14 protein-coding genes and 1 tRNA gene are annotated in these 17149 nt (G+C 74.2%); 5 read left to right on the forward strand and 10 right to left on the reverse strand.

Going from position 1 to position 17149, the window contains the following annotated elements:
• Nucleotides 1-217: 217 nt before the first annotated feature.
• From GA0115242_RS27595 to GA0115242_RS27610, 4 genes are all read right to left on the reverse strand, one after another.
• The gene (locus tag GA0115242_RS27595; RefSeq protein WP_161353307.1) at nt 218-1321 is read right to left on the reverse strand and encodes an L-idonate 5-dehydrogenase; all 1104 of its coding nucleotides are present in this window, start codon (nt 1319-1321) and stop codon (nt 218-220) included.
• 29 nt (nt 1322-1350) lie between these two features.
• Complete coding sequence (locus GA0115242_RS27600; RefSeq protein ID WP_093833145.1) at nt 1351-2109, reverse strand: SDR family oxidoreductase; 759 nt, start codon at nt 2107-2109, stop codon at nt 1351-1353.
• A gap of 22 nt (nt 2110-2131) precedes the next feature.
• Nucleotides 2132-3529, reverse strand: a complete 1398-nt coding sequence (locus tag GA0115242_RS27605; protein ID WP_093833147.1) for a GntT/GntP/DsdX family permease — start codon at nt 3527-3529, stop codon at nt 2132-2134.
• 183 nt (nt 3530-3712) lie between these two features.
• The gene (locus GA0115242_RS27610) at nt 3713-4231 is read right to left on the reverse strand and encodes a gluconokinase (RefSeq protein WP_093833149.1); all 519 of its coding nucleotides are present in this window, start codon (nt 4229-4231) and stop codon (nt 3713-3715) included.
• A gap of 178 nt (nt 4232-4409) precedes the next feature.
• On the opposite strand from GA0115242_RS27610, the gene GA0115242_RS27615 reads away from it, so the two are divergent.
• Complete coding sequence (locus GA0115242_RS27615) at nt 4410-5111, forward strand: FadR/GntR family transcriptional regulator (RefSeq protein ID WP_093833151.1); 702 nt, start codon at nt 4410-4412, stop codon at nt 5109-5111.
• Between the two features lie 37 nt (nt 5112-5148).
• On the opposite strand, the gene GA0115242_RS27620 is transcribed toward GA0115242_RS27615, so the two are convergent.
• The 4 genes from GA0115242_RS27620 to GA0115242_RS27635 all read right to left on the reverse strand — a co-directional run bounded on the left by GA0115242_RS27620 (nt 5149) and on the right by GA0115242_RS27635 (nt 11340).
• Entirely contained in the window at nt 5149-5547 is a 399-nt protein-coding gene (locus tag GA0115242_RS27620) for a YchJ family protein (RefSeq protein WP_370672324.1), read from the reverse strand.
• An 84-nt stretch (nt 5548-5631) separates the two neighbouring features.
• The gene (locus tag GA0115242_RS27625) at nt 5632-7020 is read right to left on the reverse strand and encodes a M1 family metallopeptidase (RefSeq protein ID WP_093833153.1); all 1389 of its coding nucleotides are present in this window, start codon (nt 7018-7020) and stop codon (nt 5632-5634) included.
• 74 nt (nt 7021-7094) lie between these two features.
• Nucleotides 7095-10949 carry a Pls/PosA family non-ribosomal peptide synthetase gene (locus tag GA0115242_RS27630; RefSeq protein WP_093833155.1) on the reverse strand — a complete coding sequence of 1285 codons (3855 nt, stop codon included), beginning with the start codon at nt 10947-10949 and terminating at the stop codon, nt 7095-7097.
• A gap of 303 nt (nt 10950-11252) precedes the next feature.
• A tRNA-Leu gene (locus GA0115242_RS27635) sits at nt 11253-11340 on the reverse strand.
• A 187-nt stretch (nt 11341-11527) separates the two neighbouring features.
• Here GA0115242_RS27635 and GA0115242_RS27640 point away from each other — a divergent pair.
• The 3 genes from GA0115242_RS27640 to GA0115242_RS42350 all read left to right on the forward strand — a co-directional run bounded on the left by GA0115242_RS27640 (nt 11528) and on the right by GA0115242_RS42350 (nt 14380).
• Entirely contained in the window at nt 11528-12853 is a 1326-nt protein-coding gene (locus GA0115242_RS27640) for a M20/M25/M40 family metallo-hydrolase (RefSeq protein WP_093833157.1), read from the forward strand.
• A gap of 148 nt (nt 12854-13001) precedes the next feature.
• Nucleotides 13002-13235, forward strand: coding sequence for a chaplin ChpH (gene chpH / locus GA0115242_RS27645; RefSeq protein WP_093833159.1), 234 nt, complete (start codon nt 13002-13004; stop codon nt 13233-13235).
• A 140-nt stretch (nt 13236-13375) separates the two neighbouring features.
• Entirely contained in the window at nt 13376-14380 is a 1005-nt protein-coding gene (locus GA0115242_RS42350) for a chaplin (RefSeq protein ID WP_093833161.1), read from the forward strand.
• A 75-nt stretch (nt 14381-14455) separates the two neighbouring features.
• Here the strand turns inward: GA0115242_RS42350 and GA0115242_RS27655 are convergent, their stop codons facing one another.
• A complete protein-coding gene (locus GA0115242_RS27655; protein ID WP_005485166.1) occupies nt 14456-14644 on the reverse strand; it encodes a DUF5703 family protein in 189 nt (62 codons plus the stop codon).
• A gap of 47 nt (nt 14645-14691) precedes the next feature.
• Here GA0115242_RS27655 and GA0115242_RS27660 point away from each other — a divergent pair, with 47 nt between their 5' ends.
• Complete coding sequence (locus GA0115242_RS27660; RefSeq protein WP_093833163.1) at nt 14692-15387, forward strand: hypothetical protein; 696 nt, start codon at nt 14692-14694, stop codon at nt 15385-15387.
• A 90-nt stretch (nt 15388-15477) separates the two neighbouring features.
• Here GA0115242_RS27660 and GA0115242_RS27665 read toward each other — a convergent pair.
• Nucleotides 15478-17149 (reverse strand): ATP-binding domain-containing protein (locus GA0115242_RS27665; protein WP_093833165.1); only part of this gene is annotated, 1672 nt, incomplete at its 5' end.

Genomic DNA, 17149 nt, shown 5'->3' on the forward strand with positions numbered 1-17149 from the left:
GGGTGCGGTGGCCCGCGCCGGGGGCCTGGTGGGCGGGTGCGGTGGCCCGCGCCCGGGGGGCCTGGTGGGGCGGGTACGGTGACCCGCGCCCGGGGGTGGAGCGGCCCGCCGGGGGAGCAGTACCCGCCCGCTCCGGTGACTGCGCTGGGGGAAGCAGGCAGGGTTCGTCCCGGGTGATGCCGCCGGGGAGCAGATCCCGCCCACCCCCGTGACCCCGTCAGCCGGTGTGGCCTGTGTGGCCGATCTGGCCAGTGTGGCCGGTATGTGTTTCCGGCGGGGCCGGGGCCGAGGCCGCCCCGTCCCCGAAGTCCAGCAGCACCTTGCAGGACCGGCTCCGGTCGGCCGCCAGGGCGAACGCCGTCCGTGCCTCGTCGACCGGGACCACCGCGCTGATCAGCCGGTCGAACACCGGCCCCGCCGCGAGAAGCCGCAGCGCGTCGTCGAACTCGGTGTCGAAGCGGAACGCCCCGCGCACCTCGATCTCCCGGCTCACCAGCAGATTCCCGGCGATCGGGCTCGCCCCGGGCGGCAGCATGCCGAGCTGGACGACCACCCCGCCGCGCCGCACCCGGCGCAGACACGCGTCGAGCCCCGCCGCCACCCCGGACGCCTCGACGGCCACGTCCGCCTCCTCGGGCCACCCCGGGTCCGCCGGGTCGTCCGCCCGTACGACGGCGTCGGCGCCCGCGAGCCGCCCGTACTCCAGCGCGGCGGGCAGCAGGTCGGTCACCGTGACCCGGGCCGCGCCCGCCGCCCTGGCGGCCGCGACCACCAGGCAGCCGATCGGCCCGGCGCCGGTCACCAGCACCCGCCGTCCGCGCACGTCCCCGGCCCGGCGCAGCGCGTGCAGCGCCACGGAGAGCGGTTCGGCGAGCACGGCCCGGCGCGGTCCGAGCCCCTCGGGCAGCGCCCGCGCCTGCCCGGCGGGGACGGCCAGCCGGGCGGTGAAGCCGCCCTGCACGTGCGGGGTGCGGGCGGCGCTGCCGAGGTAGCGGGTGTCCCGGCAGACGTTGCGCCGCCCGGAGAGGCACTCCGGGCACGCCCCGCACGGGGTCGCCGGGTGCACGGCGACGACGGTGCCCGGCGCGGGGCCGCGGGCGCCGGGACCGTGGGCGAGGACGGTGCCGACCACCTCGTGGCCGAGGACCATCGGCTCGGTGAGCCGGAAGTCGCCGACCCCGCCGTGGCGCCAGTAGTGCAGGTCGGACCCGCAGATCCCGCCGAACCTGACGGCGATCAGCACCTCGCCCGGCCCCGGCTCGGGCACCGGCAGCGCCTCGACGCGCAGGTCGCCCGGGCCGCGCGCGACGCACCCCGGCACCGTCGCCGCCGTCCCGCTGCCGCCCCCGGTCACAGGACGCTCGTCATGCCGCCGTCGACGTACAGGATCTGCCCGCCGACGAAGTCCGCGGCGGGCGACGCCAGGAACAGCACCCCGCCCACCAGGTCCTCGGTGCGGCCCCAGCGTCCGGCGGGGGTGCGTCCGCGCACCCAGGCGCCGAACTCCTCGTCCTCCACCAGGGGCCGGGTCAGCTCCGTCTCGATGTAGCCGGGGCCCAGGCCGTTGACCTGGACGCCGAGCGGGCCCCACTCCGCGCACATGCCCTTGGTGAGCATCTTCAGGGCGCCCTTGGCGGCCGCGTAGGGCGCGATGCCGGGGCGGACCACCTCGCTCTGGAGCGAGCAGATGTTGACGATCTTGCCGTGGCCGCGTTCCGTCATCCGCCGGGCCGCCGCGCGGCCGACGAGGAACGCGCCGGTGAGGTTGGTGTCGAGGACGCGGTGCCAGTCCGCGTCGGCGAACTCCAGGAGCGGGGCGCGCAGTTGCATGCCCGCGTTGTTCACCAGGATGTCCAGCGGACCGATCCGCTCCTCCACGTCGGCGATCCCGGCCTCGACCGAAGCGCCGTCGGTGACGTCGAAGGCGGCGGTGCGCACGTCGTCGCCGAGCCGGGCGGCGGCCTCGTCGAGCCGGTCGCGGTCCCGGCCGTTGAGGACCACCGTGCACCCGGCCTCGCGCAGGCCGCGGGCGAGCGCGAGGCCGATGCCCCGGCTCGCCCCGGTGACCAGGGCGGTCCTGCCGCCGATGTCGAACAGTGGGTGACCCATGTCCCCGCCTCCCGATCGTCCGCTAGATGACCAGCGACAGCAGCAGGACCACCCCGCCGCCGACCACCGAGATGATCGTCTCCATCACCGACCAGGTCTTCACGGTCTGCCCGACGCCCAGCCCGAAGTACTCCTTGACCAGCCAGAACCCGGCGTCGTTGACATGGCTGAAGAAGACCGAACCGGCGCCGATGGCGAGCACCAGCAGGGCCGTGTGGGTGGTCGACAGGTCGGCGGCGAGCGGGGCCGCGAGCCCGGCGGCGGAGATCGTCGCGACCGTCGCCGACCCCGTCGCGAGCCGGATCGCCACCGCGATCAGCCAGGCCAGCAGCAGCGCCGGTATCGACCAGTCCTTGGAGATCTCCAGGATCATCTGGCCGACGCCCGAGTCGATCAGCGTCTGCTTGAAGCCGCCGCCCGCGCCGACGATCAGCAGGATGCCCGCGATCGGCATGAGCCCCTTCTCGACCGCGGACGACAGCCGCTCCTTCGAGAACCCGGCGGGCCGCCCCAGCGTGAACATGCCGACGAGGACGGCCGCGAGCAGGGCGATCAGCGGCGAGCCGACGACGTCGAAGACCCGCTGCACCAGGTGGCCGGGGTCGTCCACGACGATGTCGACCAGCGCCTTGGAGAGCATCATCACGACCGGCAGCATGATCGTCGCGACCGTGACGCCGAAGCCGGGACGCTTCTCCAGCTCCTCCGAGGGGCGCTGCGGGATCATCCGGTCCGGCGCCGGGACGTCCACCCAGCGGGCCGCGAACCGGGAGAAGAGCGGTCCGGCGATGATCACCGTCGGGACGGCGACGACGATGCCGAGGGCCAGGGTGAGACCCAGGTTGGCCTTGACGGTGTCGATCGCGGCCAGCGGGCCCGGGTGCGGCGGGATCAGCGCGTGCATCACGGAGAGACCGGCGAGGGCCGGGACACCGATGCGCATCAGGGAGTAGTTGCCGCGCTTGGCGACCATCAGCACCACCGGGATCAGCAGCACGATGCCGACCTCGAAGAACAGCGGCAGCCCGATCACCGAGGCGATCAGCACCATCGCCCACGGCATCGAACGGCCGCCCGCCCGCGCGAGGATCGTGTCGACGATCTGGTCGGCGCCGCCCGAGTCGGCGAGCAGTTTGCCGAGGATCGCGCCGAGCGCGATCAGCACGCCGACACCGGCGACCGTGGAACCGAGGCCCGTGGTGAAGCTCGCGATCGCCTTGTCGAGCGGCGCCCCGGCGAACGCGCCGAGCGCGAGCGAGCCGATGGTCAGCGCCAGGAAGGCGTGCAGCTTGAACCGGGTGATGAGCAGGACGATGACGGCGATCCCGGCGAGCACGGCGATGCCCAGTCGGGCGTGGCCCGCCGAGGTGATCGGCTCGACGCTGTCCGCTGCCAGCATCTCGACGCTGAGTCTGGTCACGGTGAAGTCCCTTGCAGATACGGGGATGTACGGAGGACGGAGACGGAAAGGGGGGAGGGGAGGGACGGAAAGGGGGAGGGGCGGACGGGAACGGGCCCGGCTTCCCGACCGGGCCCGGAGGCGGCGAACGGGCCCGGAGGCGGCGAACGGGCCCGGAGGCGGCGAACGGGCTCGCCGCCGAGGTCAGAGCGCGGGCTCGGGGAGGGTGGCGAGAGCCGCGGCGGCCCGCTCGGTGATCTCCTCCGGGGTGCCGTCGACACCCACCGCCACCCCGGCCTCGTCCGCCTCCAGCGGCTGGAGGGTGGCGAACTGCGAGTCGAGGAGCGCGGTCGGCATGAAGTGACCCCGGCGGTGCGCCATCCGCTCCTCGATGAGGGCCCGGTCACCGCTGAGGTGCACGAAGACGACGTCGGGGGCGGCGGCGCGCAGCCGGTCCCGGTACGCGCGCTTGAGCGCCGAGCTGCTGACCACCCCGCCGAGCCCGGCCCGGCCGTGCGCCCAGGTCCCGATGGCGTCCAGCCACGGCCACCGGTCCGCGTCGTCGAGCGGGGTGCCCGCCGACATCTTGGCGATGTTGGCCGGGGGATGGAAGTCGTCGCCCTCGGCGTACGGGACGCCGAGCCGCGCCGCCAGCAGAGGACCGATGGTGGTCTTGCCGGTGCCCGCGACTCCCATGACCACGACGACGTGGGGGGTGCTCATCGCTGCCTCGCTGTCTTCCTCGACGTTCGACGTCTGCCGCGACCCCGGGCGCGGCGGCCCGCGGGCCCCGACATCCGGTGTCGACGTAACTGAAACCGATTAGGTACGACGAATTCAAGAGCCTGTGACATATAAGTCTGACTTTTTGTTCCTGTGACGCGCCCCGTACGCTGAGTGCATGAGCACAGCGGGCCGGGGGCTGCACGGCCAAGTACTGGACACCCTCGGCCCTGCCATCACGGCGGGTGACTACCCACCGGGCAGCGTGCTGCGCACCGACGAACTCGCCCAGCGCTTCGACGTCTCCCGCTCGGTGATGCGCGAGGCGGTCCGGGTCCTCGAATCCATGCACCTGGTCGAGTCCCGCCGCCGCGTCGGCGTGACGGTCAGACCGCGGGCCGAGTGGAACGTCTACGACCCGCAGGTCATCCGCTGGCGGCTGGCCGGCGCCGACCGCCCGCACCAGCTCAGGTCACTGACCGTGCTGCGCTCCGCAATCGAACCGATCGCCGCGGGCCTCGCCGCCCGCAACGCGACGTCCGAGCAGTGCGCCGAACTCACCCGCAACGCCCTCGGCATGGTCGCCAACTCCCGCGGCCACAAGCTCGCGGAGTACCTCGTCCACGACGTCGCCTTCCACCGCGTCGTCCTGACCGCTTCGGGCAACGAGATGTTCGCCCGCCTCGGGGACGTCGTCGCCGAGGTCCTCACCGGCCGCACCGAGCACGAGGTCATGTTCGAGGACCCCGACCCGGCGGCCGTCACCCTGCACGTCCAGGTCGCCGAAGCGGTCCGCGAGGGCGACTGGAGACGCGCGGAGGACCTCACCCGGGAGATCACCGTGGGAGCCCTCCAGGAACTCGACATCCTGGCCCCCTGACCCGCCCGGCCGGTCCTGGCCGCTCCCCGCGACCGGCTCAGTCCAGGAAGTCCCCGTCCACGTACACCCACGCCCCCTCGACCCGTGCGAACCGGCTCAGCTCGTGGATCGCCCCGCCCCGGTACGACGCCCGGAACGTCACCGTGCCCGCCGAGTGGAACGCGGTGCCGTCCCCGGTGGCCAGGACCTCCAGGCCCGTCCAGCGGGTCCCCGGATCCAGGTCCAGCCGGGCCGGACGGGTCGCCGGATGCCAGGTGCGCAGCAGATAGGGCTCGTCGAGCCGCACGAACGCCGTGTAGCGCGACCGCATCAGCGCCTCGGGCGTCGGCGCCGCGACACCCCCGTGGAGACGGCCGCAGCACGCCTCGTACGGCGTCGGCAGCCCGCACGGGCAGAGAGCGGGGCGCGGAGAGGTACGTCGGGACATGCGCCCCATTCTGCTGCACCCCCGCGGGCCGCCGGACCGCCCGCCGGGCACCTCACCCCGCCGGGCCGCGCCCCTCCCGGACCGCCCCGCCGCTCACGGCTGTTCGGCGTTGGTCGGCGGGTGGGTCGGGCGGTCCGGGATGCGCGGGGACCGCCGCACCGGCCGCGGCAGCGGAGGCAGCCGGGTGCCGTGCACCCAGGCGTCGAACAGCCCGTCCAGCGGCTGCGCCGCGTAGCGCGCCGCGTGCGCCGCGAACATCGCCGTCGTCACCGCGCCGCCCCGGTGCGACGACGCCCAGCCGCGCAGCATCCCGAAGAACGCGTCGTCGCCCAGCGCGCAGCGCACCGCGTGCAGCGCCACCCCGCCCCGCTCGTAGAGCCGGTCGTCGAACATCGACTTGCGGCCCGGGTCGGAGAGCCGCAGGTCCTGCGGCAGCGTCTCCAGCAACCGGTGCGCCGTCGCGGCCAGTTGATGCGCGTCGGGACCCCCCGAGCGCTCCGACCACAGCCACTCCGCGTACTTCGCGAACCCCTCGTTCAGCCAGATGTGCCGCCAGTCGGCGATCGACACGCTGTTGCCGAACCACTGGTGCGCCAGCTCGTGCGCCACCAGCCGCTCCGAACCCCGCGCCCCGTCCACGTGGTTGGCGCCGAACAGCGACAACCCCTGCGCCTCGACCGGCACATCGAGGTCCTCGTCCGTCACCACGACCGCGTAGTCGTCGAACGGGTACGGCCCGAACAGGTCCTGGAACAGGTCCATCATCGCGGGCTGCCGCGCGAAGTCCCGCGAGAACCGGGGCAGCAGCCGGGCCGGGAGATGCCCGTGCTGCGGGACCCCGCCCGGACCCGGATCGCCCAGCAGCAGCGTCTCGTACCGCCCGATCACCAGACTCACCAGATAGCTCGACGTCGGCGCCGCCTGCTCGTACACCCACGTCGTCGTCGACCCCCGCGAGGTCCGGGTGAGCAGCCGCCCGCCCGCCACCACCGAGTACGCCGACGGCGTCGTCACCGAGATCTGGTACGACGCCTTGTCGGCCGGACGGTCGTTGCACGGGTACCAGGACGGCGCCCCCACCGGCTGGCTCGCCACCAGCGCCCCGTCCTCCAGCTCCTCCCAGCCCAGCCCGCCCCACGGACTCGCCACCGGCTTCGGATTGCCCGACCACTGCACCTCGACCGTGAACGCCGCCCCCGCCCGCAGCGCCTTGCCCGGCCGCACCCGCAGCCTCCCGCCGCGATGCGTGTAGTGCGCCTGCCGCCCGTCCACCCGGACCCGGCCGATCTTGAAGTCGCCCAGGTTCAGCTGGAACTCCGCGAGCGGCGAGCGCCCCGCTATCGCGTTGATCCGGGCCGCGCCCGCCAGCCGGTTGGGCCCCGGACGGTAGTCCAGCGTGAGCTCGTAGCGGTGCACCCGGTACCGGGCGTCGCCGTTGGCCGGGAAGTACGGGTCCGCACCCACTGACTGCTGAACTGCCACTGCCGCTTCTGCTCCCTGCGCTGTGCCGCCGCTCCGGTCCGGTGCGCCGCCCACCGGATCCGAGGGGCCCGCGCTCAGGGGTGCCATGCCTCGATCGGGTTGCCGAGCCAGCGGGTGTCGTCCGGGACGGACTCCGCGGCCATGACGAGCGACGCGGGACCCAGCGTGGTCCGGGCCCCGACCGTGCTGCCGGGCAGCACGATCCCGCCAGGGCCCAGGGTGGCACCCTCACGGAGGACCACAGTATCCGTCCGCAAGATCCGGTCGTGGAAGAGGTGCGTCTGCAGCACACAGCCCCGGTTCACCGTCACCCCGTCCTCCAGGGTCACCAGATCGGTCTCCGGCAGCCAGTAGCTCTCCACCCAGACACCCCGGCCGATCTTCGCACCCAGCCCCCGCAGCCACGCCGTCATCACCGACGTCCCCGGCACCGCGCCCGCCAGCCACGGCACCGCCACCACCTCGACGAACGTGTCCGCCAGCTCGTTGCGCCACACGAACCCGCTCCACAGCGGATGCTCACCGGCCCGGTGCCGCCCCACCAGCAGCCACTTCGCCACCACCGACACCACCCCCGCCGCCCCTCCGGCCGCCAGCAGCACCAGCCCCGACAGCAGCGGCGCCCACGGACCCAGCGCGCACAGCGCGGCCACCGTCCCCGCTGCCAGCGCCGCCGAGCAGAACACCGGCACGATCCGGCACAGCTCCACCAGCGCCCGCGCCCACAGCAGCCGGGCCGGCGGGTCGTAGGTGCGGCTCTGGTCGCCCCCGGACGCGCTGCGCGGCAGCCGCACCGGCGGCAGCCCCAGGTACGAGCTGCCCTTCTTCGCCTTCTTCGGCGTCGCCGACAGCACGCCCACGAGCCCGCCGTCGGGCACGCTGCGCCCCGGCGCGGTCATCCCGGAGTTCCCGAGGAACGCCCGCCGCCCGATCTCCGCGCGCCCGATCCGCATCCAGCCGCCGCCCAGCTCGTACGGCGCGGTCAGCGTGTCGTCGGCCAGGAACGCACCCTCGCCCACCGTCGTCAGCGACGGCAGCGCCAGCACCGTCGACACCTCGGCGCCCCGCCCGATCCGCATCCCGAGCAGCCGCAGCCACACCGGCGTGACGAGCCCCGCGTACAGCGGGAACAGGGTCTCCCGGGAGCGGTCCATCAACTGCGTCACCGTCCACGCCTGCCAGCCGATCCTGCTGTGCGTCGGATGCGTGCCCTCCCGCAGCCCCACGCTCAGCGCCCGCACCCCCACCAGGATCAGCAGCGCGTACCCCAGCCCGAACGCGAGCGTCGCCGGGACCAGCGCCAGCGCGGCACCCGCGAGCGGCGCCGCCGGATCGATCAGCGCGTCCGCGACCAGGAACGCGCCCCCGGCCGCCAGCAGCGGCAGCAGCGTCAGCACCAGCCCCGTCAGCCCGTACATGACGGCCCAGTGGGTGCCCCGCTCCGGGCGCTCCAGCGGCCAGTTCCGCTTCGCCCTGCCGAGCTTCACCGCGGGCGCGCCCGCCCACCGCTGCCCGGTGGGGACCTGCCCGGTCACCGCCGACCCCGGCGCCACCTCGGCCCGCTTGCCCACCCGGGCCCCCGGGAACAGGATGCTGCGCGTCCCGACCACGGCGTGCGCGCCCACCTTGACCTGCCCGACCTCCAGCCGGTCCCCGTCGAGCCAGTAGCCCGACAGGTCCACCTCGGACTCCACCGCGGCACCCCGGCCCAGCTTCAGCAGGCCCGTCACCGGCGGCAGCGAGTGCAGATCGACGTCCTGCCCCACCTTGGCGCCCAGGGCCCGCGCGTACCGCTCCAGCCACGAACCGGTCAGCGACGTCGCCCCGCTGCACTCGGCCAGCCGCTCCGCCGTCCACAGCCGCAGATGCACGCTCCCGCCCCGCGGATACCGGCCGGGACGCACACCCCGCAGCAGCAGCCGCGCCCCGCCCGCCGCGATCGCCAGCCGCCCCGGCGGACTGAACAGCAGCACCGCACCCGCCCCGACCAGCCACCACGACGCCGACGGCAGCCAGGAGTGGGCGGGCAGCAGATTCCCCAGGGCGGCCAGCGCCACCGTCCAGCGCAGCCCGAGCAGCGTGAACAGCGGCACCAGGAGCAGCAGTTGCACCACCCTGGCGCGCGCCGGGACCGGCGCGATCACCCGCGCGGCCCCGTCGTCCCGCGCCGACTTCTCCAGCCGCCGCGCCAGCTTGCGCAGCACCGGCTGCTGGTAGATGTCCAGGACGGCCGCCCCCGGATACCGGGTGCGCAGCCGCGTGGTGAGCTGGGCCGCGCCCAGACTGCCGCCGCCTATGGCGAAGAAGTCGTCGGACGCCGACGTCACCGGGACGCCGAGGACGTCCGCCCACTGCTCCGCGAGCCACGCCTCGGTTCCGTACAGCTGCTCGACCGGCCCGCCGCTCTCCAGGTCCGCCAGCGGCCACGGCAGCGCGTCCCGGTCCACCTTGCCGCTGGTCCTGGTCGGCAGTGCGGCGACCGGCGCCAGCAGCGGCACCAGCGCCGCGGGCAGCTCGGCCCGCAGCCGCTCGACCGCCGCCTCCCGGTCCCAGCCGTCCTGCGTGACGACGTACCCCACCAGCAACTGGTTGCCGCCCCGCGCGGTCCGCACGGCCGCCGCGGCCCCCGACACCCCGGGCAGCGCCTGCAGGGCCGTGTCCACCTCACCCAGTTCGATCCGGCGCCCGCCCAGCTTGATCTGCTCGTCGGCCCGCCCCAGGAACACCAGCCCCTCGGGCTCGGCCCGCACCAGGTCACCGCTGCGGTACGCCCGCTCCCAGCCCAGCGACTCCAGCGGCGCGTACTTCTCCGCGTCCTTCTCCGCGTCCAGGTAGCGGGCCAGCCCCACCCCGCCGATCACCAACTGGCCGCTCTCGCCCATCGGCACCGGCGCCCCCGCCCCGTCGACCACGGCCAGCTCCCAGCCGTCCAGCGGCAGCCCGATCCGGATCGGCTCCGCGCCGCTCAGCAGCGCCGCGCAGGCCACCACCGTCGCCTCGGTGGGCCCGTACGTGTTCCACACCTCGCGTCCCTCGGTGACCAGCCGCTGCGCCAGCTCCGGCGGGCACGCCTCACCGCCGAAGATCAGCAGCCGGACGTCGTTGAGGGTCTCCGGCTCCCAGAGCGCGGCCAGCGTCGGCACCGTCGAGACGACGGTGATCTCCTGCTCCACCAGCCACGGACCGAGGTCGGCGCCGCTCCTGACCTGCGCGCGCGGCACCGGCACCAGACAGGCCCCGTACCGCCAGGCCAGCCACATCTCCTCGCAGGACGCGTCGAACGCCACCGAGAGCCCCGCCATCACCCGGTCGCCGGGCCCGATCGGCTCGTCGACGAGGAACAGCGCGGCCTCGGCGTCCACGAACGCGGCGGCGGACCGGTGACTCACGGCGACGCCCTTGGGCCTGCCGGTGGAACCGGACGTGAAGATGATCCACGCGTCGTCCCCGACGCCGGGGCGTGCGGCCCCTGTCCCGGAGCGGCCGTTCATCGACAGCGCGTGCCCGGCGCCGACCACGCCCCGCACGTCCGCCTCGCCGAAGACCAGCTCGGCCCGCTCGTCCGGGTCCTCGGCGTCCACCGGCACATAGGCGGCGCCCGCCGCGAGGACGGCGAGGACCGCCACGTAGAGGTCGTTCGTCCCGGACGGCACCCGCACGCCCACCCGGTCACCGCGCCCGACCCCGGCCGCCGCGAGCCGCCCGCGCAGCGCCTCCACCTCGGCGGCCAGGGCGCGGTAGGTCAGCCGCACCGTCCCGTCGTCCAGGGCGGGCTCGTCGGGGTGGGTGCGCACGGTCGCGTCGAAGACGTCGACGAGGGTGCGCGGGGAGGCGGCGGGGCGCCCGGAGAAGCGTGCGGTGTCTCCGAACCGTTCCCTGATCTCGTGGTCGAGCGAGCCGAGAGCGCTGCTCTCGTGGGTGGCTGCCATCGGGTCCTCGCGTCTCGTTCCCGGAACCTCCGGGGCGCTGGCGGGCCGCAGGTCTGCCTGAGGTTGTCCGGGTCCAGCTCCGTAACAAGCCGGAAATTTTAGTACGACGCTAGGTTCGAGCCCCGTGACCTGCCACTCGGGAGACCCGACCGGGCCGCGCCGCCCGCCCGCGCCGCCCCCGGTGACCTGGTGATCTTCACCCAGGGGAGAGATGGCCCACACCCACGGTGAGAACGCCGCCGACGGGCCGGGGAACCCCGGAAACGCGAAGATCCCGGCCGCTGAGCGACCGGGATCCCCGACTGGTGTCCGAGGGGGGACTTGAACCCCCACGCCCGATAAAGGGCACTAGCACCTCAAGCTAGCGCGTCTGCCATTCCGCCACCCGGACAAGGTGTCTGTCGCGCGAGCGCTGCCCGCGGCGACAGAGAAAACACTACCAGGCTCCGGGAGGTGCCCTGGTCACCCCCGGTGCCGGTGTGAACGCCGGGTGACGGACCCCGTCCGCCCTTGGGGCGCGAGCGCCGGGAGAGGGAGGATGAAGGGAACCACCAGCAGTGACAGCGGGAGGAAGCAGCGTGAGCGAGAGCGACACGGCCAAGGCCGTCAGGGGCGAGGACGAGGTCGTCGACCTCTGCAGCGAGCTGATCCGGATCGACACCAGCAACTACGGCGACCACTCGGGGCCCGGCGAGCGCAAGGCGGCCGAGTACGTCGCCGAGAAGCTCGCCGAGGTCGGCCTCGACCCGCAGATCTTCGAGTCGCACCCGGGCCGCGCGTCCACCGTGGCCCGCATCGAGGGAGAGGACCGCTCCCGGCCCGCGCTCCTCATCCACGGCCACACGGACGTCGTCCCGGCCAACGCGGACGACTGGACCCACCACCCGTTCTCCGGCGAGATCGCCGACGGGTGCGTCTGGGGCCGCGGCGCCGTCGACATGAAGGACATGGACGCGATGACCCTCGCGGTCGTCCGGGACCGGCTGCGCACCGGCCGCAAGCCCCCGCGCGACGTGGTCGTCGCCTTCCTCGCCGACGAGGAGGCGGGCGGCACCTGGGGCGCCCGCCACCTCGTCGACCACCACCCGGACCTCTTCGAGGGCGTCACCGAGGCGATCAGCGAGGTCGGCGGCTTCTCCTTCACGGTGAACGAGCAGCGGCGGCTCTACCTGATCCAGACGGCCGAGAAGGGCATGCACTGGATGAAGCTGACCGTGGCCGGCACCGCGGGACACGGCTCGATGATCCACCGGGACAACGCCATCACCGAGCTGTCCGAGGCCGTCGCCCGGCTCGGCCGCCACCGGTTCCCGGTCCGCGTCACCAAGACCACCCGGGCCTTCCTCGACGAACTCGGCGACGCGCTCGGCACCGAGCTCGACCCCGAGGACATGGAGGGGACGCTGGCCAGGCTCGGCGGCATCGCCAAGCTCATCGGCGCCACCCTGAGCAACACCGCCAACCCCACCCAGCTGGGCGCCGGGTACAAGGTCAACGTCATCCCCGGCGAGGCCACCGCGCACGTCGACGGCCGGTTCCTGCCCGGGTACGAGGAGGAGTTCCTGGCCGACCTCGACCGCATCCTCGGACCGTCGGTGCGGCGCGAGGACGTGCACGCCGACAAGGCCGTCGAGACCACCTTCGACGGCGCTCTGGTGGACGCGATGCAGTCCGCGCTGCTCGCCGAGGACCCGGCCGCCAAGGCGATCCCGTACATGCTCTCCGGCGGCACGGACGCCAAGTCCTTCGACGACCTCGGCATCCGCGGCTTCGGCTTCGCGCCCCTCAAGCTCCCGCCGGAGCTGGACTTCGCGGGCATGTTCCACGGTGTCGACGAGCGGGTCCCGGTGGACGGTCTGAAGTTCGGGGTCCGCGTCCTCGACCGATTCCTCGACGCCTCCTGACTGATTGTCGGCCCGGATATTCGATCGCTCGTACGGGGGCGCCTGAGAAGAGTGAATCCGACGATAAGCTCGTAGCCCAATTACTCCCTCCTCGTTACAGCAGGGTGCGATCCGGGACTTGGGATCGCTTTGCCAACAAGGAGGAATAATGATCAAGAAGGTCGTCGCCGCTGCCGCTGCCACCGGTGGTCTGGTTCTCGCGGGTGCGGGCCTCGCCGTCGCCGACTCGGGTGCCCAGGGTGCCGCCGTGCACTCCCCGGGTGTCCTGTCCGGCAACGTCGTCCAGGTTCCCGTCCACATCCCGGTGAACGTCTGCGGCAACACGGTCTCCGTGATCGGGCTGCTGAACCCCGCCTTCGGCAACACCTGCGTCAACAAGTGATGCCGGCCCGCTGAGGGCCGCTCCTACCGGTCGGCCCCGGAGCGCGCGCCATGCGCTCCGGGGCCGACCGGTTTTTCCGGAAAACATTCCGGACCTGATTTTCCGATTTCTTGACAAGGGCGAAGGCAGGGATTTCAGCGATGCGACAGGTCACCCGCAAGGGCCTGATGACTGTGGCGGCTGCGACCGGGGTAGTGGCCGCCGCCGGGGGGTACGCGCACGCCGACTCGGGAGCGAGCGGCGCGAGCGCGCACTCTCCCGGCGTGCTGTCGGGCAACACGGTGCAGGCGCCGGTGCACGTTCCGGTCAACGTATGCGGCAACACGGTCAACGTCGTCGGGTTGCTCAACCCGGCGGTCGGCAACACCTGCGTCAACCAGGACGCGGGCAGCAGCGGCGGCAAGGGCCAGGGCGGTCACGGCGGGCACGGCGGCGCCGGGGGCGCGCACGCCGGCGGTCACGCCACCGACTCACCCGGTGTGGGCTCCGGCAACACCGTGCAGGTCCCCGTGGACGTGCCGGTGAACGTCTGCGGCAACTCCCTCAACGTCGTCGGCCTCGGCAACGCGGTCACGGGCAACGACTGCGGCAACGCGGGCCGAGGCGACGGAGGCCACCACGGAGGCAACCCGGGCAACCCCGGCCACCCGGGACACGGAGGCCACCACCCGGGTAAGCCTGGTCACGGCGGTCACGGCGGTCACGGCGGTCACGGCGGTCACGGCGGTCACGGCGGTCACAACCCTGGCCACCCTGGTAACCCCGGAAACCCCGGAAACCCCGGAAACCCCGGAAACCCTGGCAACCCCGGTAACCCGGGCACCCCCGGTAACCCGGGCAACCCCGGGACCCCTGGCAACCCCGGTAACCCGGGCACCCCCGGAAACCCCGGCACCCCCACCGAGCCGGGCACCCCCACCACCCCCGGTACGCCGAGTCACCCGGGTACGCCGACGGCGCCGGCGACTCCGCCCGCCCGTGGGGCCACCACCCCGGTCACGTCCACCGCGCACGTGACCCCGGCCGGCGGCGCGCAGCTCGCGCACACGGGGAGCGAGACGCCCCTCGGCCTGGTGCTGCCGGTCGGCGCGGGCGCGCTCCTCGCGGGAGCGGTGCTCTACCGCAAGGCGCGCGCGGCCGCGTAGTCCGCGGCGGTACGGCAGAGACCGCGGTGGGCCTCCTCGTCGGGAGGCCCACCGCGGTCCCGTCGTCTTCTCAGCTCACCACGTGGCCCGTACCTGGCGGATGATCCGGCGCCGCAGCCGCACCCTGCGGCTGCCGTCACGGAGCAGGCTCAGGCGGTCCAACTCCCAGTGTCCGTACTCGGCATGGTCGGTCAAAAGACGTGTGGCGTCCTTGCGGGAGACACCTCGCGGTACGTACACGTCGACAAATTCGTATTCCGGCATCGCATCTATTGTGCGGGCTGGGGCCCGGTACGGATAGCGTCTGCACTATGTCTGATGCTGAGCAGCCCACCGCTGCCGAGGTACGTGCCGCCGCCGAGGCGGTCAAGACCGCGCTCGACCGCCACCTGGCCGCGGTCGAGGGCCGGTCGGGGGAGGACGACCCGGCCGTCTACGAGGCGTTCAACCAGCTTGCGGCCGCCGCCGAGACCTACGACGAGCTGCTGTACGACCGCTACGACGAGGTCACCCCCTTCGAGATCCCCGGCGCCGAGGACGCGCTCCCGCCGTACGGCGGCCCCGAGGAGCCGAGCGCCGTCAGCGTGCTCATCCGCCGCGACTACACCGTGGCGGAACCCCAGCGGCTGCTGGCCCAGGCCGAGCGGATCGAGGCGGCGGACTACCGGGCGGGCGTGGACCCGGCCCCGACCGCCTCCGGCACCGTGCCCGGGGCGCTCGGCATACTGTTCGGCGAGTTCGAGCCCGACGAGATCGCCTCGCGGCACAAGGAGTTCGGACTGGAGGAGGGCGACTCCACCCTCTGGGTGACGGCGACCGAGGAGTCGGCCGACCCGGGGGAGTGGCTGGAGGCGCCGTTCGACCAGGTGGACAGCGGCCACGTGGTCTGCCGGTTCGACGTCAGCACGGTCTTCGACGACGACCTCGACGAGGACGACATCGAGGACGACCTGGACCCCGACCTCGACGGCGACGGCGACCTGGAACGACTGGACGCGGAGCGCTAGCCGTCCCGCGACGCGACCACGACGACGGCGGCGGTCACCGGGGAACCCCCTGGTGACCGCCGCCGTCGTTCCCGTTCGTCGCCCGGCGGCTCAGCCCGCCGTCGCCGGGACCTGCGGGGCGAGCAGGAAGGGCAGCCGGGTCGTGCGGGGCTTCGCCGGGACCTCGGCGACCGCCCGCGCCAGCGCCTGCTCCACGCCGTGCACCACGGACAGGTGCCGCTCCGCGCGCCCGAACGCCGTGTAGACCCAGGGCCTGCTGAGGGCCTGCGCCGCGTCCCCGGGCAGCACGACGACCACCGCGGGCCAGCGGGCACCGGCCGCCTGGTGCGCGGTCACGGCCCACCCGTGCCGCACCGCCTGCTCCACCCGCTCCTTCGGGACGACGACGTCGTCGCCCGCGCAGGTCAGGTGCAGTCCCTCGGCGTCGGCCCGCACCACCTCGCCGGTGAGGGTGCGCCCGGGGGCGGGGGACCAGGCGACCCGGTCACCGGGGTCGAACCCGCCGAACCGGCCGGGGCCCGGGTTGAGGCGCTCCTTGAGGGCCGCGTTGAGGGCGCGGGTACCGACCGCCCCGCCGTGGCCCGGGACGATCACCTGGGTCTGCCCGGCCGGGACGCCGATCGCCCGGGGCACCGAGTCCGCGACGAGCTGCACCGTCCGGTGCACGGCCTCGCCCGCGTCCCGCACGGGGACGATCACGACCTCCTTGCCGGGCGCCTCGACCTGGTTCAGCTCGCCGACGCCGATGCCGGACACCAGCTCGCCCAGCGGGCCCGGGTCCGGGACGCGGGAGGCGATCTGCGGGCAGACCCGCGCGGCCAGCAGGTCCGCGAAGACCCGCCCGGGGCCCGCCGACCAGAGCACCCCGGGGTCACCGGCCAGCACCAGCCGGGCGCCGTCCGGCAGCGACTCGACGAGCAGCGCGGCGCCCTCGACGTCGAGCCGGGGCGCGTCGAGCACGACCAGGAGGTCCAGGTCGAGGGCGCCCTCGGGGTCCCGGCCCGGCCCCTCGGCGCCGGAGAGGAGACCGGCGAGGGTCGCGACCGGGACGGGTGCCCCGGCGGCGGGTCCCTCGGGGCCGCCCGCGGCGTCCAGGAGGGCGGCGAAGCGGGCGCGGCCGTCGGCGGCGTGGGTGGCGGCCCAGGCCCGCAGGCCCGCCCCGGTGGCCGCCCGCAGCAGGGTCGCGGGCTCGGCCGCGGACGCCTCGCCGCCGGTGTGCAGGACCAGCCCGCCGGTCCTGACGGCCCGCAGCAGCTCGGCGGCGGAGCCGCGCGCGGAGTCGGTGGCGCGCTCCCACTCCGCCGCCGAACCGTCCTCCTTCGGCGCGGAGTTGATCAGCCGGGCCAGTCCTTCGGCGAGGGCCTCCTCGGCGAGCGCGTACCGCTCCAGGCCCACCAGGACCCGCACGGGCCGCTCCGCGGGCTCGTCCTCGTCCGCCCCGTCGTCGTCGGACCGCGGTTCGGGCACCGGCGCGGCCGGTTCGAGGGCGTCCTCGAAGACCAGCGCCTCGGCCTCGGCGACGGTGTCCAGCACGGCCGCCTCCGGGTCGGGGACGCTCTGCCGGCCGAGCGCGGCGACGAGCGCCGGCATCTCCAGCACGGTGTGCCCGGCGACGGCCGCCTGTTCCAGCAGCCAGCCGGTGACGGCCCGGCCGCGCCGTTCGTCGTCCGGCGCGCACGCGGCGCCCAGCAGCGCCCGCGCGAAGCCGTCCGCCTGCTCGGGGCGCACCCCGCCGACCCGCAGCAGCAGCCAGGGGTCCTCG

This window comes from Streptomyces sp. SolWspMP-5a-2, assembly GCF_900091845.1.
Classification (GTDB): Bacteria; Actinomycetota; Actinomycetes; order Streptomycetales; family Streptomycetaceae; genus Streptomyces; species Streptomyces doudnae.